The sequence below is a fragment of the Saccharicrinis aurantiacus genome (assembly GCF_947489045.1).
Taxonomy (GTDB): Bacteria; Bacteroidota; Bacteroidia; order Bacteroidales; family Marinilabiliaceae; genus Saccharicrinis; species Saccharicrinis aurantiacus.
In genome coordinates, this window is sequence record NZ_CANLCN010000005.1 from 170,089 (window position 1) to 192,705 (window position 22,617).

The 22,617-nt window shown below is 35.5% G+C and carries 12 protein-coding genes and 1 riboswitch; of the genes, 8 read left to right on the forward strand and 4 right to left on the reverse strand.

Going from position 1 to position 22,617, the window contains the following annotated elements; all coding sequences use genetic code 11:
• Position 1: 1 nt before the first annotated feature.
• Both QMO11_RS08010 and QMO11_RS08015 read right to left on the reverse strand, forming a co-directional pair.
• A complete protein-coding gene (locus QMO11_RS08010) occupies positions 2-721 on the reverse strand; it encodes an energy-coupling factor ABC transporter permease (protein ID WP_282036810.1) in 720 nt (239 codons plus the stop codon).
• Positions 722-726: 5 nt separating this feature from the next.
• Positions 727-1,104, reverse strand: a complete 378-nt coding sequence (locus tag QMO11_RS08015; protein ID WP_282036811.1) for a sirohydrochlorin chelatase — start codon at positions 1,102-1,104, stop codon at positions 727-729.
• A 131-nt stretch (positions 1,105-1,235) separates the two neighbouring features.
• Positions 1,236-1,437: riboswitch (cobalamin riboswitch) on the reverse strand.
• 284 nt (positions 1,438-1,721) lie between these two features.
• On the opposite strand from QMO11_RS08015, the gene QMO11_RS08020 reads away from it, so the two are divergent.
• From QMO11_RS08020 to QMO11_RS08045, 6 genes are all read left to right on the forward strand, one after another.
• Positions 1,722-3,248, forward strand: a complete 1,527-nt coding sequence (locus QMO11_RS08020; protein ID WP_282036812.1) for a cadherin repeat domain-containing protein — start codon at positions 1,722-1,724, stop codon at positions 3,246-3,248.
• Positions 3,249-3,400: 152 nt separating this feature from the next.
• Entirely contained in the window at positions 3,401-6,436 is a 3,036-nt protein-coding gene (locus QMO11_RS08025) for a SusC/RagA family TonB-linked outer membrane protein (RefSeq protein ID WP_282036813.1), read from the forward strand.
• Between the two features lie 17 nt (positions 6,437-6,453).
• On the forward strand, positions 6,454-8,022 hold the full coding sequence (locus QMO11_RS08030; RefSeq protein WP_282036814.1) for a RagB/SusD family nutrient uptake outer membrane protein: 1,569 nt from the start codon (positions 6,454-6,456) through the stop codon (positions 8,020-8,022).
• 97 nt (positions 8,023-8,119) lie between these two features.
• Complete coding sequence (locus tag QMO11_RS08035) at positions 8,120-9,583, forward strand: hypothetical protein (RefSeq protein ID WP_282036815.1); 1,464 nt, start codon at positions 8,120-8,122, stop codon at positions 9,581-9,583.
• A 28-nt stretch (positions 9,584-9,611) separates the two neighbouring features.
• On the forward strand, positions 9,612-11,201 hold the full coding sequence (locus QMO11_RS08040) for a sulfatase (RefSeq protein ID WP_282036816.1): 1,590 nt from the start codon (positions 9,612-9,614) through the stop codon (positions 11,199-11,201).
• 119 nt (positions 11,202-11,320) lie between these two features.
• The gene (locus QMO11_RS08045) at positions 11,321-13,225 is read left to right on the forward strand and encodes a sulfatase family protein (RefSeq protein ID WP_282036817.1); all 1,905 of its coding nucleotides are present in this window, start codon (positions 11,321-11,323) and stop codon (positions 13,223-13,225) included.
• Between the two features lie 151 nt (positions 13,226-13,376).
• Here QMO11_RS08045 and QMO11_RS08050 read toward each other — a convergent pair whose 3' ends face one another.
• On the reverse strand, positions 13,377-16,268 hold the full coding sequence (locus tag QMO11_RS08050) for a sugar-binding domain-containing protein (RefSeq protein WP_282036818.1): 2,892 nt from the start codon (positions 16,266-16,268) through the stop codon (positions 13,377-13,379).
• Positions 16,269-16,677: 409 nt separating this feature from the next.
• On the opposite strand from QMO11_RS08050, the gene QMO11_RS08055 reads away from it, so the two are divergent.
• Together QMO11_RS08055 and QMO11_RS08060 are read left to right on the forward strand one after the other, a co-directional pair.
• Complete coding sequence (locus QMO11_RS08055; RefSeq protein WP_282036819.1) at positions 16,678-19,887, forward strand: discoidin domain-containing protein; 3,210 nt, start codon at positions 16,678-16,680, stop codon at positions 19,885-19,887.
• An 11-nt stretch (positions 19,888-19,898) separates the two neighbouring features.
• The gene (locus QMO11_RS08060; protein WP_282036820.1) at positions 19,899-21,500 is read left to right on the forward strand and encodes a glycoside hydrolase; all 1,602 of its coding nucleotides are present in this window, start codon (positions 19,899-19,901) and stop codon (positions 21,498-21,500) included.
• Between the two features lie 109 nt (positions 21,501-21,609).
• Here QMO11_RS08060 and QMO11_RS08065 read toward each other — a convergent pair whose 3' ends face one another.
• On the reverse strand, positions 21,610-22,488 hold the full coding sequence (locus tag QMO11_RS08065) for an AraC family transcriptional regulator (protein ID WP_282036821.1): 879 nt from the start codon (positions 22,486-22,488) through the stop codon (positions 21,610-21,612).
• Between the last annotated feature and the right edge of the window lie 129 nt (positions 22,489-22,617).

Here is a 22,617-nt window from a genome sequence, read left to right on the forward strand (position 1 = left end):
TTTAATTGAGTTTGCTTAGTAATTTAATTTCCTCGCTGTTATAACGCGTAATCAGCTGATAGAATAGTACAGTTAATATACCTTCGATAATGGCTAATGGCAATTGCGACAGCGCAAAAACCGAAAGAAACTTTATTGTATTATCCATAATGGTATTTGCTTCGGATTGAAAAGCCATGGCCAACTGAACAGAAGTACACATGTAAATGCATAAATCTGAAAAGAACGCAGCTAAAAAGATAGACAACCACTGTGGAGCTTTTAATGAAGCAGCTAATTTATAAATACCTACCGCAACAAAAGCGCCAACCACTGCCATTGAAAAAGCATTGGCGCCTAAGGTTGTTATCCCTCCGTGTGCCAATAATAATGCCTGAAAAAGCAAAACAATGATTCCAATTATCGACATGCTTGAAGCGCCAAATAAGAGCGCTCCCATAGCAATACCAGTAAGATGAGAACTGCTCCCCGCAAGGGAAGGCAGTTTTAAAGAAGATAATACAAACACAAATGCACCCACTACAGCATAAAGAATTTTGGCCTGCGGTACTTCGTTAATCATCTTTTTTAGTTTGTTGAATCCAACTAATAAAAAAGGGATAAATGCAATCCACCAAAGGATGCTCCATTTAGCAGGTAAAAAACCTTCGGCAATGTGCATGGCGCTTAGTTGCGTATTTGCAATGAGTAGGGCAGAGAGCGTTGCGAATATCTTCTTCATCGAAATTATTTTGCTGCTATATGTGTTGATACCTTATTCACAATTAAGTCCGCCATAATAGGATCCTGACCAATTGGAGCAGTAAAATCGAAGCTGATGCCTTCGTATTCTGCTGTTAATTTTTCTAAGATGCCTGGGATATCGAAGCGGATGTGCATGCCGTTGTACAAGAAGTAAGGGAATATAACAAAATCACGTTCTCCTTTTTCATATAAATCTTTCACCACATCTTGTAACGATGGGTCAGCAATTTCCATGTGCGCGCCAGCCACGTTTTTAAATTCGTTTTTATCGGCAACAAGCTTTACGATGTAATTAAAATCTTCAATAGCATTTTTTGATTTGCTACCATGGCCTAAAATAATCAATGTTGTATTTTGCATCGATCTACAGTTTTTAAATGAATAAGTAGTTCAATGCCTGTGAGTATTTAATTATGGAGTTACCAATTCTATAATCAAATAGAGCAAATGAAATGATGTTTATTTCATTCTGCTTTTTATCCCGAAAGCACTGAATTAATTGTTTCTTGGCAGGTCTTCCGGCTCGCTTCATTCTTATCGGCCTTCCCATCTAACGATCAGACAGTGGCAAAAAGTAGTGATAAGAAACTTTTTGAAGCATACGGCTGCGGGTACAGCTCTCGAATTTAACGAGATTCCCATTTTAAGGTAATTGCTGAAAAGCAACATACCACCAATGCGCTGCAAATATAATTATTTGAAGTAAAGGAATGCATAATTATTTAATAAAATTAACATGTTGTATAGCGAATCTAAATAGCTAATGTTTTGTTCGTTAATAGTTATAGAGATAAGAAAATGAATATGTGTTCTTGTTTACTATAAAGTTGTTGCTTAGTGTATTATAGCTGGGTTGTTGCATGTAAATGCAGGTTTGTAATATGGTCATTATTTTGTTTTGTGACCAATAATATCCTCCATCTTTTGAGTGTAATGTTCCATTTCTAGGATTTTAATACCACCCTATATTTACACCAATGAAATTAACACTATTTAAGTGTTCGGTTTGGTATGATTATAGTAATGTTAAGAAAAGACAAATAATTATGAGGGGAAAGTACAGTTTTATTATTCTATTACAACTGATTTTATGTCTATACGGATGTTCCGATGATGATGGATTTAAGATGGTTGATGGCAATAACCCAACTTTAGAAATGGAGGATGCCGATATAAGAACCGATGTTGCAACAGGGTTTGTGCTAAAAGGACTTGCAAAGGATAATGATGGTTTGAGCCATATTACAATTAAAAGTAGTGAGTTAAATATTAATAAGAAGATTGATTTAATTCATTTATACGATAATTTATTGCATGAATATGAATTAGATTATGCAGTTACATCTAATGATAATATGCATGCCGCTTTAAGTAATGTTTTGGTAACAGTTTACGATGTGTTAGGTAATGCTACTGAAGCAGAAGTTAAGGTTGATTTTACAGGAGACTTTGAAAGTCCTCAATTTATTCAAGTGCCACCTTTAATTAATTACATTGCTTCTGGTGATAATATTATCTCTTATTCATTTGAATTAGAAGTAGAGGATAACAAGGAACTTGCTGAAGTATCTGTAAAAGTTGAGAAAATATCATACAACGAGGTTTTTGTTGACTTTCCTGATGATTATAGAAAATTCGCCACTCAAATTAACTTAGAGCTTCCTGGGGAGTCTGCAGATTATGAAGTTGTTATTCAGGCTAGAGATTATGAGAATAATGTGTCTGAGCATATTTCTATTATTAAAGTTTCTGAAATTCCTAACTACGAAAAGCTTTATGTAGTAGAAGGGGATGATGAGAGTGTTTTTGAGAACAATATTTTTGGTGTACCAATGATGGTTGAACGTGTTGATGATTTTGTCTACGAAACAGGTTATTATGTCAGTACTCCTAATACTGAAATAAGATTTTTACCGCAAAAAGATGGCTTTACTCCGGTTTGGTACGGTATTGATTCTAAAACAGATTTAATTGTAGCTGCCAAAGAAATGGATGATGCTTTGCCAATTGTAATTGCCGAAGCTGGTTATACAAAAGTTCGAATTAATATTTTAACCGGAGAATACTCTTTAACTAAATATACACCAACGGATGCTATTCCTACTGATGGTTTTCTTAATGGATCTCCAGGAGGACAAACAGATGTACCTGTAGAATTAGGTTTGGTTTGTCCAGCAACATGGTTTGGTCATATGGCATGGGAATTAGTTAGCCCTCAAATGTTAGTTCAGGATGACCAAAATCCATATATATATAGAACAGAATTTCACGTACCTGATGGTACTACTAATGTGAAATTTATAATAGCTCCTAAATCTACTCAAGCGCAACCAACGTGGTGGCATAAGCCTAATTATAAATGGGATGATCTAGATAATCCTGAAGCTGTACTGTTAAATGCAGGTAATAATCCTGGGAATTGGTCAGTTCCTGTAGGCGGTACTTATTGCTTCGAATTTGATGCACACTTGCTTAGACCTAAGTTGTATTTGAAGAGAGATTAAGCATAAAACATAACATTTTATAAGATTCCACAGCATAGCTATTTTATTAGCTATGCATGCTGGGGTGATTTATAATGCCTGTTAGATTGGGGTTTAAGAGGTTGAAACTTTATTGAAATGTCAATTAAAGAATGAAATAAAAATATATACAAATGAAGATATCAAAGATTTTATTAACATTACTGGGAGTACTCTGTACTACCTTGTCTTTTGCACAAGGCCAAACCGTTAGGGGTAATATAATATCGGGAAGTAACGAGCCCATGGCAGCAGTAACCGTTGTTGAGAAAGGAACTACAAATGGTATTATTTCTGACATAGATGGTAATTTTGAATTGCGCATTCAGGAAGCCCCTGCTACGCTTATTTTTTCTATGATTGGTTTTACAACAGTAGAGAAGGTAGTGAATGGTGGCGAAGATTTGAAAATTACTTTAAAAGAAGATTTTCTTGAACTTGAAGAAATGGTGGTAGTTGGTTATGGAGCTGTAAAAAAGAGCGATCTAACTAGTTCTATTACTTCAGTAAAAGGAGATGACTTAAAAGAAATAACCACCGGTAACCCTGTTAATGCATTGCAAGGTAAAGCTAACGGTGTTCAAGTTATCAATGGAGGAGGTCCGCGCTCTCAACCTAAAGTTGTGATTCGGGGAGCTACTACTATTAATGGATCTGATCCACTATATGTTGTTGATGGTGTACCAATGGGAACAGATATTAGTTTTTTAAATCAAAACGATATCGAAAGTATGGAAATTCTTAAGGATGCATCAGCAGCGGCTATTTATGGTACACGAGGTTCTAATGGTGTTATTTTAATTACCACAAAAAAAGGTGAGTCTGGTAAAACTAAATTTCAGTTTTCATCATCAATAGGTTTCAATACTTTAGCAAAGCCTGATTTAGCAGATGCACATGAGTACGAAAAAGTAATTCAAGCTCGATTTGCTAACGATGGTACTGGATCTAGCTGGAATGGTAAAACGAATTGGCAGCCCGGTGAAGGAACCGACTGGTGGGATGAAGTAGTAAATGACATTGCCATGGTGCAAAGTCACTCTCTAAGTTTCCAAGGAGGTAAAGAAAAGGTTCGTTATAGTGGTAGTATTGGTTATTATGGCGAGGATTCGAATTTTGATACAGGTTATTGGAATCGTATTAATGGTAGATTTAATGTTGGAGTTGACTTAACAAATAAATTAGATTTATCTGTTGATTTTGTTCCTGTAATGGAAGAGTGGCAAAATACACCTAATGCTTTGTCTTCTGTAATCAGAATGGATCCAACCACATCGGTTCGTCCAGAGGGGCCTTTAGATGATAATGAGTATAACAATTATGCACGTTCAAACAACAACACAGTTTGGAATCCAGCAGGTATTGTAAAACGCGGCGAAACCAATCAAACTTCAGTATATCGATTTTTGGTAAATCCAAAATTAACCTATAAACCGGTAAAAGGTTTGGTAATAATGACGCAGTACAGTGTTAACTCTGTATTCAATAGAAGTAACAACTTTAGTCCTGAGTTTTTTATCGATAACTTAGAGCGAAACGATATAAGTTCTGTAAAGCAAAAAGCTACCGACAGAATAGATTGGAATTGGACTAACACAGCAACCTACAACTTTACGGTTGCAGATAAGCACAACCTTTCAATAATGGCAGGTTATACTGCTGAGAAGTTCTCAACACACACAATGGAGGGTTATATTGAGGGTATACCTAATAGTGATAGAAACCTTTGGTACTTGAGTTCTGGTACTCTTAATCCTGATGTTTCTGGAAAATCAACTTATAATACATTAATGTCTGGTTTAGGCCGCTTTATGTATAATTACGACCATAAGTATTATGTAACAGCTTCTGTTAGAGCAGATGGATCATCACGTTTTCCAACCAATAACAAATGGGCAGTATTTCCGTCTGTTTCGGCTTCGTGGCGTGCTTCTCAAGAAAACTTCTTAATAGATGTTGATTGGCTTACTGATCTTAAGTTACGAGGTGGTTGGGGACAAGTTGGTAACCAAAATATACCAGCGAATAGTTATCTAGATTTACTTAAAGATGCTGATTATATTTTTGGAGGTGATCGTTGGGTAGGTACTTCTTTATCACAGTTAGGAAATACTAATTTAATTTGGGAAACTGTTGAGGATGTTAATGTTGGTATAGACTTAAGTATGTTGCGAGGACGTTTAAATGTTGTTGGAGATGTATTTCAAAAAACATCGCGAGATATGCTTTTAACACGCGAAAACTTGCTATTCCTTGGTTATCCTATGTGGAATGGTGAAATGGTTATGAACGTTGGTAGTATGCAAGCTCGTGGTTGGGAGTTCTCAGTTAATTGGCAAGATAATATTGGAAGTAAATGGGGTTATGATGTGAGTTTGAATTTATCATCGGTTGAAACAAAGGCACTTACGTTAGTGGGTGATAAGCCAATTTTAGAAGGCGACTTTAATAATGACTTTATTATCAGAAATGAAGAAGGTGGTTTAATAAGTAGATTTTATGGTTATAAAACAGATGGTATTTTCCAAGATATGTCTGAAGTTTATTCCCATACAAACGAGAATGGCTTAGTATTACAACCCGATGCTAAACCAGGCGATATCAGATATAAAGATTTGAATGGAGATGGTATTATTGATGAAAACGATAAAGACTTTATCGGAAATCCATTTCCTAAATTGATGGTTGGTTTAAATATTGGGGTTAGTTATGGGCAATGGGATCTAAAAACAAATTTCTACGGAACTTTTGGAAACGATATTTATAATAGCACCATGACTGATCTTGATGGTGGAACCAATAGGGTAAATGTTAGAGCAGGTGCTTATGACCAAGCTTGGAGCGGCCCAGGAAGTACCAACTCATATCCTCGCCTAACAGAAATTGACCCTAATGGTAATTACCGAAATGTATCAGACTTCTTTGTTGAGGATGGATCTTATTTCCGTTGTCGTCTTATTCAAATAGGTTATTCTGTGCCAAGCAGATTATTGAATGGCAAAGAATTAAGATTGTCTTTATCAGGACAGAATCTATTTACTATCACAAATTATTCAGGGATGGATCCAGAGAGAGCCATGTCTGGTGATTCGGTTATTAGTTCAGGAATTGATAATTATGGCTACCCTAATCCTAAAACTATCCTTTTTGGGGTGAATTTTAATTTCTAATACAAAAGCGTAATATTATGAGAGTTTTCAATAAAATATATATACTAGTGCTAATAGCTATTGTTGGCACAAGCTGTAAAGATTTCTTAGAGCAACCTGTTCAAGGAGATCAAACCTTAGATAATTATTTTAAAACAGAAACAGAATGTTTAGCTGCTGTTACAGGTTGTTATAATGCATTATATGGTGAGGCGTGGTGGAAAATGGCAAATTTTGCCATCATGTCTGATATGTGTTCTGATGATTTATGGGCAGGTAATACAAGCCAGCCTAACGATAGATATATCCGAACAAGTCACTACGGAAATCCTAAGCAAGATCAGGATGTAAAAAACTTTTGGCAGTACAGATACGAAGCTATCTTCCGTTGCAATATTGTTATCAACAGGCTGCCTCTTTCTCCTGTGCAAAATAAAGAATTACTTGATCGCTTAATGGCAGAGGCTAAATTTTTAAGGGCTTTCAATTACTTTGAGTTGGCTAAGAACTTTGGAGGTGTACCAATTATAACTGATATTATTTTACCAGATCAAGCAAGTGGCATTGGCAGAAATACTTTAGATGAAGTTTATGAGGTTATCATTGCAGATTTAAATGATGCTATGGCATTACCTCAAAAAAGCGAATATCCGCGCGAAGATATGGGACGAGCAACTTCAGGTGCAGCGAAAGCTTTATTGGCAAAAACATATTTATTTAAAGGCGATTTTGCTGAAGCTAAAATGCACTTTGAAGAGTTGATGCAGAAAAATGAATATTCTTTACTTCCTGATTTTAAAGATGTATGGAGTGTGGAAACACCTAATAGTATTGAGTCTGTTTTCGAAATTCAATTTGATGGATCAACACAATATACATTAGGAAATCGTTTACCAGTTTTAACAGGTTCAAGAGATGATCTTGGTTGGTCGTGGGGATTACCTACAAGTAACCTTGAAAAAGCATTTATTGATGCAGGAGATACAGAGCGTTTAAAATGGACAATAGTAAAACATGGTGATCCTGTAGCGGGCGACCCTGCTGCTACTAGCTATATAATCACGCCTGATAAGCATAAATCGGCACGTATTAATCGTAAGTATTATATCCCACAGGCTTTACGACCTGCTGTTTATAATAGAGAGTCTAATCCATTAAACATTCGTTTAATTAGATATGCTGATGTATTATTAATGCATGCCGAAGCGTGTTATGAAACGGGTGACGAAACAGGTGCAAGAAGTTCTTTAAACAAAGTAAGAGCTCGTGTTAATTTGGATGAGGTAACAGCAACTGGTTCTGATTTACGTAAGGCAATTAGACTAGAGCGTCGTTTAGAGCTAGCACTAGAGAATCACCGTTTGTTCGATCTTCGCAGATGGGACGATGATAATGGTAAAAAAGCTCTTTGTAATGTAATGGGGCCTGATGGAAGTTTTGTAAAATACAACCTTTACGAGTCAACGGATGAGTTTGAAGTTTCTAATCAGAAAGAGAACAGTAATAAAGGAATTAACTTTAGAGAAGATAGAGATTTACTATTCCCTATACCACATACAGATGTAATTCAATCTGAAGGTGCTGTAGAACAAAATCCAAATTTTTAAAAATTGATGTTGATAACTCATTCTTATACTTGCACTAATTATAAGTGCAAGTATATTTTATCAATGGGTATATACTCTAATTAATATTATAATAGCGATGAAAAATATTATATCATTCAGACTAAGGCATTTTATATTGCTCTCTCTTGTATTGAGCTTATTCTGCCAGTGTAAAGAAGAAGATAGTTCTTTTGATTATACACCTCCTTTTACATATGAGCCAAAGGATTCCAGTGAATTTAATAACTCTAGATACCAAACTAACATTAAAATTCATAAAGAAGATGCAATTGCAATTTCGCCTTATTTATTAGGTGTAAATAACGATTGGTCTGTTATTAGTAGTGATAATTTTTCAAAATTCACATCGTCATTATCACAAATAAATGCTCAAAACCTGAGGTTTCCTGGAGGGTGGGAGTCTGAATTTTACGATTGGAAAACCAATACCACTCCAGAGTGGGATAAAATTCCTGAGGAAAACGGAGCTACCATAGAACAGGTTTTGGCCTCTAATCCAAAAAGTTTAAGTATTGTTGTGCCTACAGTAAAAGCAATGAATGCAACATTAAATACTGAAGCTTGGGATGCAGGGATTAAATATTGTACAGAAATGGCTAAAGATGCCATTGATTTAACTGGGCCAAGTAATATCATGACCGTAGAAATTGGCAATGAGTGGTGGTTGCAATATGCAGGCGGAAAAAATAGAACTAAAAAGCTTGAGAATTATGCGCACATCGCAAAGGAGATTGCCATCTTTATAAGAGCAGAGTATCCTGATGCTGAGTTTAAGCTTCTAGTAAATGGTGATTTCGTTTATCCTAAAGAATTTGCTAAAATCAATGAAGTATTTGCCGATCAACTTGATTTAATTGATGGTTCAGCTTTACACCCATATGCAGGTTACAATCCTCCATCTAATTCTCCTAATCATCATATTGATATGTTAGTTGAATTGATTCAAGGGTGTAGAGATAACTTGGGTAAAGATTATGTACACCTTTCAGAATGGGCACCATCTAAGGATTATAACAATCATAAAATGTACGCTGAAGGAGCAAACCTATTGGTAGAGCAGGTTTATGAGTTTGGTAGATCGGGCGCTGATGTTGGTGCTTTTTGGCCTCCATTAAATACAAGTATTGTTGGATTAGGGTTGTTTAATCCAGCCTTTAATATTATTTATCCAACGGGTCAACTATTTGGCGATTTAGCTGAAAACTTTAAAGGACAATCTTTAAAAGTTACCGATGGTAAAATGGGCGAAAATGGTGAGCGAATGCGTGCTATTGCCTCAAAAGATGAAAATGAACTAGTTGTATATGTTGTAGGTCATTTAAATGTTTGGTCACGTGTTGATATGGATATAGAAGGAGAAACTGTTAAGTCGGTAAAATCGCACCAATTATTTATGCCAGCAAGCAGCGAAACTAATATCCCACAGCCAATGACTATTCTAGAAAATGCTGATTATGCTTTAACTGGTAATACCCTTACTTTCTATATGAATGAAAACCGACCTTTCTGCATCTACAAGTTTGTATTAGAAGTGGAATAATAGATTGTAAAATACTAAATACACAATAATGAATAAGATTTTTATAGCAGCATTAGCCCTTATGGGGCTAGTTTCATGCAACAATAGTAGTCAAAAAACAGAAACAAAAGCTCCAGAAAAACCCAATGTGGTTTTTATTGTAGCTGATGATTTAGGATATGCCGATTTAGCTTGTACAGGTAGCGATTTGTATGAAACTCCAAATTTAGATGAATTAGCAGCCAATGGGGTTCGTTTCTCAGATGGTTATGCAGCTTGTCAGGTTTGTAGCCCTTCTAGAGTTAGTTTACAAACAGGTCAGTTTCCTGCACGCCATGGCGTTACTACTTGGATAGGTGATAGCTCTGGCGAAGATTGGCGCGCTTACGGTCAGTTTAGTAAGTTATTGCCTCCGGAATATGAGCATGGTTTTTCTAACCAAAATTTAACATGGGCTAAGGCCATGAAGAAAAATGGATATAAAACCTTTTTTGCTGGTAAATGGCACGCCGGAGATGTAGGTTCTACACCAGAAGATCATGGTTTCGATATCAATATTGGTGGATGGGAAGTTGGAGGTCCTAAAGGTGGTTATTTCGATCCATTTATTAATCCTAAAATGGAGAACCGTAAACCAGGCGAAAATCTTTCAATGCGTTTAGCTGATGAAACGGTATCGTTTTTAAAAGCTAATAAAGATGAGCCATTCTTTGCATTTTTATCATTTTACGCTGTACATGGGCCAATTCAAACTTCGGAAGAGAAATGGAGTAAATACAGAAAAAAGATACTTGCAAAAGGTGTTGAAGATGAGGGTTTTGTTGAGGATCCTTTGTTGCCACGCAGAAAAAATCAAGATCACCCAGTTTACGCAGGTTTAGTAGAAACAATGGATGATGCCGTTGGTGTTGTTCTTGAAGGTTTAAAAGAATTAGGTTTAGATGAGAATACAATCGTGATTTTCACATCAGATAATGGTGGGGTAACTTCAGGTGATGGTTATTCAACATCTAATGCGCCATTAAAAGGAGGTAAAGGACAGGCCTACGAAGGGGGTATTCGTATTCCATATATTATTTCGGTTCCTTGGATGGATAATCATGGAACTTGGAATAGCACACCAGCAAGTGGTGTTGATTTTTACCCAACTGTATTAGATTTAGTAAATGCTCCTTTAGAGCCTAAGGCGCATGCCGATGGTATTAGTTTAAAGCCTGCATTGATGAATCAAAAAATGGATGATCGTCCTTTATATTGGCATTATCCACATTACGGAAATCAAGGTGGAGATCCAGCTTCAATGGTTCGCCAGGGCAATTGGAAATTACTTTATTTTTGGGATGATCAACATATTGAATTATATAATCTAGCTGAAGATATTGGTGAAAACAATGACCTATCGAAGCAAAATACTGAACTTACAGAGCAATTGAAAGCTCAGCTTTTTGGATGGTTAGAGAGTGTGCATGCTAAATATCCAAAAGCAGATCCTCAATATGATGATGCTAAGCGTAAGGCTTACGTAAAAAGAAGAATGAGAAATACGAAAGCCAATCTTGAAAAACAACGTACAGACATGTACAAAGAAGATTGGAAACCAAATAAAGATTGGTGGGGAAGTATGATTATTAACGACTAATAATTTGTTATATGCATTCATCCGAATTATGTGTTAGAATGTTTTTATGCGCATAATTCGGGTTAATTAAAGGGCTATCTTAATTGGTAGCTCTTTTTTTTTGTAAAATTTTCTGATATATGATTTTTATAAAAGTGAGTAAGTTATTTTTTTTATTGCTGTTCTTGCTAAATACTTCAATCACAGTATTGGCTCAGAAGCCATCTAGCAAACCAAATATTCTATGGTTAACCTTTGAAGATACGTCACCTCAATACATTGGATGTTATGGAAATAATGCTGCAAAAACTCCTGTAATGGATGGCTTAGCATCCGAAGGATTACGTTTTACCTCTGCTTTCTCAACAGGAACTGTATGTTCGCCAAGTAGGTATGCGTTAATCACCGGGACTAGGCCTACGAAATATGGTACAGGACATCACCGAAGTTCATATGCAGTTCCTAATTTTATTGAGGCCTTTCCAACTTACTTGAGGCAGCAAGGGTATTATACCAGTAATAACTCTAAAACCGATTACAATACTTCAAAAGCACGTCACTTTATTCAAACAGCTTGGGATGAATCGTCCAACAATGCCGGATGGTGGAAGCGTAAGGATGGTCAACCTTTTTTCTCGGTATTTAACTGTGCGCATAGTCATCAGAGTAGGGTAATGACTAATCCTTGGTGGAGGTATAAAGAGCAAATATTAGACAATATTGATACAGGTGATGTTATAAAGGATGATGCTTTTGATATGCCCCCTTACTTATACGACTCGAATGCTATGCGCAAAGAGCATTCGCGCGTATACAATAGCATACAACTTACGGATAAATTCTTTGGCGATATTTTAGAACGCCTCGAAAATGAAGGATTGCGTGATAATACCATTGTTTTTTGTTTTAGCGATCATGGAGAAGGTATAGTTGGAGGTAAAGCACATGCGAGAGCAATGGGATATCGCGTACCTTTAATAGTATGGATACCCGAAAAATATAAGTATCTATCGCCATGGGGTAGTGGAGGTGTTATTGTTAACGATGTTGTTGATTTTACTGACTTAACAGCAACAGTGTTGACTTTATGTGGCATTCAAAGTCCTGATTACATAGAAGGGTTTCCTATATTTGGAAATGATGAAAAACCTAAACGCCAATATTCCTATGGAAGCCTTGATAAAACAGGCGAAAACCTGACTCTTAGTAGGAGTATAACCGATGGAAGATGGATGTATAATCATCATTTTATGCCATTTCAACCCGAAATGCGCTGGCAAAAGTATTTTGATGCTTCTAAGCAAAATGATTTAATTAGAGATGATTTTAAGAAGGGACGATTAAATAAGACGCAGTCATATATAATTGAAGAATTAAGCTCTGCTACATTTTTTGACTTAGAAAATGATGAATGGGAAGTGCATAACCTTATTAATAAGAAGGGACTGTCTCAAGAAATCGCTAAAATGAAAGACCTTCTTAAGCAGGAATTAATTAATAAAAGAGATGCCCATTTTATACCAGAGTATAGTCATAAAATATCAGGGTTGAGTCCGTATGAATTGAGCCGAGATGAGGAATTCTATCCTGTAAAGAAGGTTGTTGAAACAGCTTTCTTAATTGGAGAAAAGAATAAAATAAAAGAATTACTTAATGCTAGTGATAATAGAAATGATATTGTTCGTTATTGGTCTGCAATTGGGCTTTATAGCCACTGCAGAATGTTTGGCTTTAATAAATGTATGAGTGATTTACAAGATGATAATTATCCTCCTGCAGATATATTTATACAGGCGATAAAAGCATTTTATTTAAATAATACCAGAGCCGAAACTAGCTTGTTGGAATATATGAAAGGAGATTCTTTGGAACTTGCACTTTTGGCAGCGGAGCTTATGCTTTTGCAAGATCAATTGAGTATAGAAACATATAATAAGTTTATAGAAATAACAAGTTCTTCAGAGCATGAAGTGTTTAAACAATGTGGGGAGTTGTTAGAATATAAAGTGAGTAACAAGGAACTAAAGTACAAGACCTTTTGGTAAAGATAGACCTAGTGTAACGGAACTTACTTATATAATTTACGAGTACTTCATAATCTGCAGTTTATATTATAGCTGCATAATTAAAAAAATCAAGAGGCTGAATTATTTCACTATAAGACAGCCTCTTGTTAAATATTTCTGAACTTTATATCTAATTATCTTCTATAAAAAGATCTCTTATTTCATTAATTGATATTTCAGTTTGCGGATTAAATTGATTACTATTCATATAATCTTTTAAACTGAAAAGTAATTGGCGAGCCTCGGGCCTATTTTCCAACTCTTTTTGCAAGTCAACTCCCGTCATCATCAATTTACCTTTGCCCACTTTAGCCTCAAAAATAAGGGCTAAGCTGCGGTTGGTAACCCAGTCGTCAATAATGCGCACAATTGGTGTAGGTTGCGACTTAAAGTCCTCAAGAGAAATAGCGTTGGAATGACTCATGGCATCCCACCATTGCCAATTGGAGTGATACTCCGTAGGGAAATTAGCTAGTGCCTGATGCTTAGGGTCGCATAAAATACCTAGTGTATGAGGTTCTTGCCCATTGGTCCAGGCTGTATTCCAAAACATACTTGAAAAACCTACGGCAACCTCGCCACCTTTGCCATTTTTTATACTGCCTTTTTCAATGGTGAGTAGAACTTTACCGCCTTTTTCGAGTGCATCAATAGCTTCCTTATTAAGTTTGGATACAAGTAGTACCTTGTCTTCAATTGATGGTAGTTTAGTTGGGTATACCCAAAAATCCCAAGTGTTTATAAACCCTGCTACATCTACTTGTAGTTGATATTTTGCAGCTTTCTCAATATTAATTGTTTCGTTTATAGAACCTAGCTTAATATTATGTCCCCAATTAATATCTGTTTTTATTAAGGTACCTTCCTTAACTGTTTTCCCTTTTTCATCTACTATTTTCCAATTAGGTACTACTTGTTTCAACGGGCTCGCACCATAATGAGCAATTTCTATATCGCAACTTATGGTTTCGTTACTCGTAAAAATCATTTTTTTAAATCGAGCTAAAGGCACCGTTTCATTGCAGAATTGTTTAAATTCTTCAGGTGAGATGTATCCCTTTTCATCCCAAAAAGGATCTAATATTCCAACAAGTGCTGTTCCTTGGCCAGTAAAGTCATTTAAATCTAACAATTGAAAACCGCCAAATCCCTTGGTTCTTAATGCTGCTTCAATATCTGCTTTGTAGCAAAGCGCTTGTAGCTTACCTGAAGCTTTCACAAAATCATCGGCTAAATGAAGCATTCCGTGAGCCTCTAGACTTTTTTGAAATATTTCAAGGTTAGTCGCTTTAAGTACTCCATCATATTTTGATATTTCCTTAAAGTTAGGATAAACACACCATTGACCCGTTTCATGGCTAATCATAGGCGCTGTTAAATCAGCCACTGTACTTTCCCAATCGTAATCGCTACGAGGGGCTTCTTTGTTAATAACACTATTTAGGTTCTGGTTCCATCCTTGAATACGTGTGCCACGGTGTGTATTATGAAATTCGTTTTCCGGAATAATAGGCCATCCTGCCCCAGTGGAGTATACACGTCTTGTATCTCCTTTGGCTTTCCAATACTTAACAAATTCTGTTAGGTAGGCTTTATGGTGTTGGCCATGAGGCTCGTTGCCATATGGCATTAAACAAAAGGAAGGGTGGTTGCCGTATTCTGCTACCATTCTCTCACTTTCGTCGTATACCCATTGATCTAGTGCTGTACTGTCACCTAGTATATTTGCCCACGATGATGCTTCTACCTGATAATAAAATCCCAGTTTATCAGCTGCATCAAAAGCTGCCTTTGGTGGACACCACGAATGAAAACGAATATGGTTTAATCCATGTGCCTTACAAATATTTATAATTCTTTCCCAAGGTTCAATCGTAGTTGGCGGATACCCTGTTTTGGGAAAAATAGCACAATCTAAAGTGCCACGTAGGTAAACCGGGCGCTTATTAATTACAAAACCTTTGCCTTGGTTTTGGAATTCACGCATCCCAAAATTGCTTGTAAATGCATCCTTATATCCAGCTGATTCGATCTCAACACTTAGTTCGTACAAGTTTGGATTAAATTCATCCCATAATTGCACTTCATCACCCATCGGATAATTCATAACAATAGTAGTTGAATCTCGAGCAATTGCATAGCTCAGGTATACATCTTTAACCTTATGCTTGTTTTTAGAATTGATAGCTTTAGCGGAAACCTTTAAGTTGCCCATTTGCTTTTTAGGCGTTTCATTTTTAACACTAATTTCTAGTTGAGCGAGCTTTTTGTGTATGTCGGGATATATTTTAACGTTAGAAATGGATATGGCATCCTTTTGAATAAGTTTAATATCTCCAACTATACCGTTCCAGTTACTTTGTGTATTATCACTAATGCTATGTGAATCAATACCAACATCAATATCCTTTATGCTATTATCTACACAAATTGTTATTTTATTGAGGCCTGTTTTTAAGTATTTACCAACATTGTAACGATGCCCTAAACCTAATGCATTTTGTAATCCGATGTAATTTCCATTAATCCATACTCGGGTTTCCCAGTGCGGTCGTTCTAGGTAAAGTTCAATGCTTTTACCATTCCAATTTTCAGGTATCATAACTTCCTTTTGATACCAAGCAGCACCTACATAATGATAATCGGAGATGAGCCAGAAGGGAAATCTAAAAGTATCATTGTTTAAATAAGGTTTATAGTTTTCGTCATCGCGCCAAGATTTTCCTTCGTCATATTCTTTCCAAGTATTGGCTGTAAATTTGGTATCGTATCCAACAATATTTCCTTTTTTGCGCTCAGGCATTGAGCCTGGAAGTTCAATAGTCTCTTCAAGATCTAAAAAATACCATTGTTGATATTCGCCTACACCTAGGCTATCAATTTTAAAATTCCATTTGCCAGTTAAGTCAATACTCGTACTAACTTTGCTTGAGCAGCTACTTAAAAGAAATCCAAATAAAGCAGAACTGAACAGCATTATTATAAGACTTCGTGTGTGTTGCCTATTCCATTTTTTTTTCATGAAAAAATATCTTGTGGTTATTATTTTATACGATAAATTAACAGATAAGATTTCTTTTAAGAAATGGAGTTTTTATGCCTAATAATGGACAATTATATATAGGCTGAGATATAATACAATATACTTATTACCTTTGATGTATATATCTAATGTCAATTTACATACCTTATTTTTTATTTTTTGATATAAATAATGTGTCCTTCCTATATCTATCTTAAAAGCAGATACTCAGAATTAAATTTATTCCTGCAAATCGTAGTGATAGTACAATCATATAATCCATTTTTTTCATGCCTTATTCTATTGTTGAATTCTATAAATAGTAAGATTTTGTGAGAGTAAATAAGTTTTAAAAAAGTGTATTATCTCTATGGGAGAATACATCTATAGTATTTAATAGTTATCTATTATGAGTAAAGTAAAGAGAAGCCTTAAGTATCGCCATATTATGGCATTGGCCTGTTTGTTTTTCGGTATATCCGGATTAATGGCACAGCAAAATATTTCACTCCATGGAAAGTGGAAAGTGAAGCTTGATGATGAAAATTCAGTTTCTAATGCAAATACTATTGCTACAGATTTTGATAAAGAAGTTAATTTACCCGGAACCACTGATAATTTTAAATTAGGTACGCAATTAAATACCGATACCATTCAAAAGCCATTTGAGCACCTTTTCAGAAAATATGCTTTTATTGGTAAAGCTTGGTACTATCGTCAAGTTGAGATTCCTGCCGATTGGAAAGGGAAGTACATTGATTTAAACCTTGAAATGGTAAAATGGACTTCAGAACTATTTATTGACGGTAAAAAAGTGGATACTCAAAATAGTTTGATAGCTCCGCATAAATATAATGTTAGTGAATATTTAACGCCCGGAACACATAGTATTGCTATAGCAGTTGATAATACTCAGCATTTTGATGTGGGTTTATCACACGCTTATACCGAAGAAACCCAAACAATTTGGAATGGTATTTTAGGCGATATGGATATAACAGCTCATGACCCTATCAGAATTAGCCATGTGGCAACATATCCTAATGTTACAGCGAATACAGTTAAAGTAGCACTCACTATTAATAACGGCAATAAAAAAGCAGTAAAAGGTAGTGTGAATTTGTCAGCCAATGTAAAAAACCATAAGGTAAACGAAATTATTGCTGAGCAGACTTTTGAACCTGGAGAAAGTATTGTTGAGTTAGAATACGCATTAGGCGATGAAAAATATATGTGGAGCGAATTTTCGCCCAACGTTTATAATTTAAAAGTATGTATTGCCGGAGGAAAAGGTAAAAAGGAATTTACAAGTAAATACGAAACAACCTTTGGGATGCGTGATCTTGTATCTGATGGTCATTTCTTTCGCTTGAATGGTGATAAAATATTCTTACGTGGTACTTTAGATTGTTCTATCTATCCTAAAACGGGTCATCCGCCAACGGAATTACAAGATTGGATAAAAATTATGAAGGCTACTAAAGACTATGGATTAAACCATATTCGTTACCACTCTTGGTGTCCGCCAAAGGCTGCCTTTGAAGCTGCCGATCAATTAGGGGTTTATTTGCAGGTTGAATTACCATCGTGGAGTTTTAATTTTGGTAAAGATGAACCAACCAACGTTTTCTTTAATCAAGAAGCTGAGCGAATGATCAAAGAATACGGAAATCATCCTTCGTTTTGTTTATTTACTTTAGGTAATGAGCTGGAAGGTGATTACGATTATATGAATGCAATGGTTAACGATTTACGTAAGTTAGATAACCGTCATTTATATTCAGTTTCTGCATTTACTTTCCAAAAAGGGCATGGTAAGTGGGCTGAGCCATCGGAGCAATATTTTATTACTCAAATTACCAAAAAAGGATGGGTACGAGGACAAGGATTCTTTAATGAGTTCTCTCCGAATAGTAAAGATGATTACCGTGCTTCGATAGATGGATTACCAGTGCCACTTATCTCACATGAGATCGGACAATACTCGGTATATCCACGTATGGCCGAAATTGAAAAATACGATGGAGTATTAGATCCTTTTTCTTTGGTTACCATTAGAGAAGATTTACGCGAAAAAGGTTTATTACACCAAGCTGAGGATTTTACTTTGGCATCGGGTAAATTAGCTGAGTTACTTTATAAAGAAGAAATAGAGAGAGCTTTCCGTACACCAAATCAGGCAGGTTTTCAGTTGTTACAGTTGACCGATTTTCCTGGGCAAAGTACAGCTCATGTTGGTTTGTTAGATGCATTTTGGGAATCAAAAGGCATTATTACCGAAAAGTCGTTTAAGGCATTTTGTTCTCAATCTGTACTGTTGCTTCGTACTGATCATTTTATTTATGAAAATAATCAAACCTTTAAAGGGGTTATTGAATTTGCCAATTACTCGGCCAATAAATTTGATAATGCCGAAGTTAAATGGGTTTTGGCTGATCAAAAAGGAAATGTATTTAAAGAGGGAAGCTTTAATAATAATGCTGTAGCTCAAGGTGAGTATTTTATTTTTGGAGATATTAATATCGATTTTAGTAGCTTGGATAAAGCCACTCACTTTACCTTATCAGCTCAAATTAACAATACCGAGGTTGAAAATACTTGGGATCTTTGGGTGTATCCAACTGATAAAGTTAGCAAACCAAAAGGTGTATTAGTTTCAAACGATTTGGATGAAGTAAAGGCTGCCTTAGCTAAAGGAAGAAAAGTAATTTATAATCCTTCGGTTCGTAATATGAAGAAAAAGGTGAGCGGAAAATTTGTTCCTGTATTCTGGAGCCCGGTTCACTTTCCAAAACAAGCAGGTACAATGGGTATTTTATGTAACCCTGAGCATGATGCTTTGGCTGATTTTCCAACGGATTATCATAGCAATTGGCAATGGTGGGATATGACCAGAGAAATGTCTGTTATTGATATCTCAGATCTTAATGCCGAGATTGATCCTATTGTTCAGGTTATTGATAATTTTGCTCGTAATGCTAAGCTCTCAGGTGTAATGGAAGTGAAGGTTGGTAAAGGGTCATTAATTATTTCGGCCTTTGATATCACTAATAATTTAGACGAAAGACCAGTTGCGCGTCAAATGCTTAAATCACTACAAACTTACGCTCAATCGGATGCCTTTGCTCCAAAGGTTGAAATAGCTCAAACAGACTTAGATGATTTATTTTTAAGTAAACATCCTTGGCAAAGTTCTACTATTGTAAGCAGCACTCCAGGTCAAAAAGGTTACGAAGCTAAGAATGTTCTTGACGGAGATCACGGAAGTTTATGGCATACTGAGTGGAATGGCAATGAGCAAGAATTTCCTCACGAAATTGTGATTGATGCCTCAGAGGTATTATCAATTAAAGGAATACGTTTGGTTCAACGAGGATCAAAAGGTGGAAACGGACATGTTAAAGAATTTGAAGTTTATATAAGCAAAGATAAGGCTTCATTCGATAAACCACAGGTTGTTGGTCAGTGTAAAGAAGGAGAGCCTTATCACGATATTTTATTTTCGCAAGAATATATGGACGAGAGTAAATTTGATTGCAGATATATTAAAATTAAGGTGCTTTCTTCTCAAAACGGAAAACCATATACAGCAATTGCTGAAGTAGAAATTATTGAATAATAAGGTTAATTATGCGCTTATTTTATTTATTGTTTGCTGTAATTATGGTGCACACCTCATTGGTAAGTGCAAAAAAAAATGATGTAATTTCGGTATCCCTTAATACGGATGCCGAATTACAAACCATACATAGTTGGGGCGCTTCTGATGCTTGGCGATGTCAATTTGTTGGTAAAAATTGGCCTATCGAGAAAAAAGAGCAAATAGCAGAATGGCTTTTTAGTAAAGAGCTTGATACCAAAGGAAATCCTAAAGGAATTGGCTTATCAACCTGGCGATTTTATCTGGGAGCAGGAAGTACAGAACAGGCAGATTCTAGCGGTATTAAAAACGAATGGCGCAGAGGCGAATGTTTTTTATCACCTGATGGTACTTTTGATTGGAATAAACAGCAAGGTCAACAATGGTTCTTAGAGAAAGCAAAAGGCTATGGAGTAGAGAATTTTTTAGCTTTTATGATTTCGCCACCTGTGCAATACACCAGTAATGGTAAAGCTTTTTCTGATAAAGGAACGACACAACTCAATATAAAATCAGGTGAGATATCTAGTTTTGCCAAGTACATGAGTGATGTGGTTGAATATTTTAATAACGAGAAAAATATAAATATCAATTACATCAGTCCTATGAATGAACCACAATGGGGTTGGGATAGTGGTAGTCAGGAGGGAAGTCCTGCATCCAATGAAGATTTGTATTTGCTGACTAAGTATTTATCAAAGGAGCTTAATGATCGTGAAATAGATTGTGAAATTGTTTTGGGAGAATCAGGTATGCTAGAGCATTTATCTGATTATGCAATAGAGTCTTCGGATGAAGTAAAGCGACTTCGTAATGTAAAAGAAAGAGCAGATCAGGTTAATTTCTTTTTTAATCCGGAGTGTGCTACTTACATTGGCGATTTGCCACATGTTAAAAATACCATTTCAGGGCATAGTTATTTTTCAACATGGCCAGTTCAAACTTTGGTAGATACTCGTAATAGACTTAATAAGACCATCCAGAATATTAATCCTGATGTATCATTTTGGCAAAGTGAATATTGCGTATTGGAAAAAAACGATGATATTGGACAAGGTCGTAAACGAGACTTGGGTATGGGAACGGCTTTGTTTGTAGCACGTATTATGCATAGTGACTTAGTATTAGCTAATGCTACTTCATGGCAATGGTGGACGGCTTTATCGCAATGCGATTTTAAAGACGGATTAATTTATTTAGATACCGATGGTAATTTTGATAGTGAAAAAGCCAAGTATGATGGTACTCCACTAGATTCTAAGTTGCTGTGGGCCTTTGGTAACTATAGTAGATTTGTTCAACCCGGAATGAAACGTATTGATGTTGATTATTTATCAGACTCATCAGATGTAGAGAAGTCTCAGGACCTTATGATTTCAGCTTATCAATCAAACAATCAAATTGTTTTAGTAGCCATTAACTATACTAATGCAAGTAAATCCATAAGTATTGACGGAATAGATAATATTAAGGATTATACCATTTCTGCTTATGAAACATCCGAAGATAAAAACCTCGAGCACACAAAGCTAAAAAAATTAAAGCCTAAACTATCAGGAAAATCAGTTACTACAATTGTAATGTCTAAATAAGGCATACCATGTGGTATAAGATATTACCCAAATAATTTATATTGAGCTCAATTTTATTAAATCCTGCGACTCTGAATAATTCAGACGCAGGATTTTTTTATTAAAAATATTATCCTTTCGGATTCGATTTGTATTTTTTTGGTGATACTCCCATAATATTTCTAAACACGCGTGAAAAGTAAAACGGATCATCAAAGCCAATTTTAATTGCAATCTCTTTAATGCGTAAAGAGGTATGATCAAGTAATTGGCAAGCTTCCTGTATTCTAAGGTTGGTTAAATAATCAATTGGCGATTTACCCGTTCTGCGCTTAAATTCTGAAGAATAGTAAGAGGCCGATAGAGCAACGTTTTCCGCAAGTTCATCCAATGATATCTTATTTTGAATATTATTTTTCATATACAAGATACTCTTACCAATGGCATCCCCTTCTTTGGTTGTGCGTATATGCCTAAATTGGTCAATGTATTTAAAGGTGGACAAAAAGTATCCTAACAGTATGCTTGAGTATCCGATGTTCTCTTTACTAAAACCCATCTCAAGGCTTGTAATTATTTCCTTAAAAATATTAATCCGATCGTCTATTCTATCAACCTGTGAGGGTGTAATAGTATTTGCTTCGTCAAGGCTCTCGGTAAAGTTATGTGCATTTGTACCCGAATAATGAACCCAATAAATACTCCAAGGATCATTTACCGAACAACCATAATTGTGAGGTGTATTGGGCGGTATTACAAAATACTGGTTTTGATGAATTGTTATTCTCTTATTATTGAATTCGATCCATCCCTGGCCTTTAATACAATACATAAGTATATATTGAGGGCATCCTTTTGGTCTAGATCTATAATGATCATTTGCGTCAGGATAATAACCTATATCTGTAATATATAAGTTACATTTAAATGGATCATTTTCAATTTCATTAATAATATAGTCAGGGATTATTATGGTTCGTTGGTTTTTGAAACCTTCGATCTTAGCCATAAGTAGTGTTTTTATTATTTGTGTTATTTATTGTCAGGGGCATACTAGGGGGTGTGCAAGTTACAAGATTTTATTAATAAAACATGTTAATTCTTATTATAGATATTGGCTATTTTTTTGTTGAAAAAT

Bases quoted from the DNA above. Each gene is read 5' to 3' on its own strand.
- QMO11_RS08025 (WP_282036813.1), top strand. From the start codon at position 3,401: ATGAAGATATCAAAGATTTTATTAACATTACTGGGAGTACTCTGTACT.
- QMO11_RS08020 (WP_282036812.1), top strand. From the start codon at position 1,722: ATGAAATTAACACTATTTAAGTGTTCGGTTTGGTATGATTATAGTAAT.
- QMO11_RS08050 (WP_282036818.1), bottom strand. From the start codon at position 16,268: ATGAAAAAAAAATGGAATAGGCAACACACACGAAGTCTTATAATAATG.
- QMO11_RS08045 (WP_282036817.1), top strand. From the start codon at position 11,321: ATGATTTTTATAAAAGTGAGTAAGTTATTTTTTTTATTGCTGTTCTTG.
- QMO11_RS08055 (WP_282036819.1), top strand. From the start codon at position 16,678: ATGAGTAAAGTAAAGAGAAGCCTTAAGTATCGCCATATTATGGCATTG.
- QMO11_RS08010 (WP_282036810.1), bottom strand. From the start codon at position 721: ATGAAGAAGATATTCGCAACGCTCTCTGCCCTACTCATTGCAAATACG.
- QMO11_RS08035 (WP_282036815.1), top strand. From the start codon at position 8,120: ATGAAAAATATTATATCATTCAGACTAAGGCATTTTATATTGCTCTCT.
- QMO11_RS08030 (WP_282036814.1), top strand. From the start codon at position 6,454: ATGAGAGTTTTCAATAAAATATATATACTAGTGCTAATAGCTATTGTT.
- QMO11_RS08060 (WP_282036820.1), top strand. From the start codon at position 19,899: ATGCGCTTATTTTATTTATTGTTTGCTGTAATTATGGTGCACACCTCA.
- QMO11_RS08065 (WP_282036821.1), bottom strand. From the start codon at position 22,488: ATGGCTAAGATCGAAGGTTTCAAAAACCAACGAACCATAATAATCCCT.
- QMO11_RS08015 (WP_282036811.1), bottom strand. From the start codon at position 1,104: ATGCAAAATACAACATTGATTATTTTAGGCCATGGTAGCAAATCAAAA.
- QMO11_RS08040 (WP_282036816.1), top strand. From the start codon at position 9,612: ATGAATAAGATTTTTATAGCAGCATTAGCCCTTATGGGGCTAGTTTCA.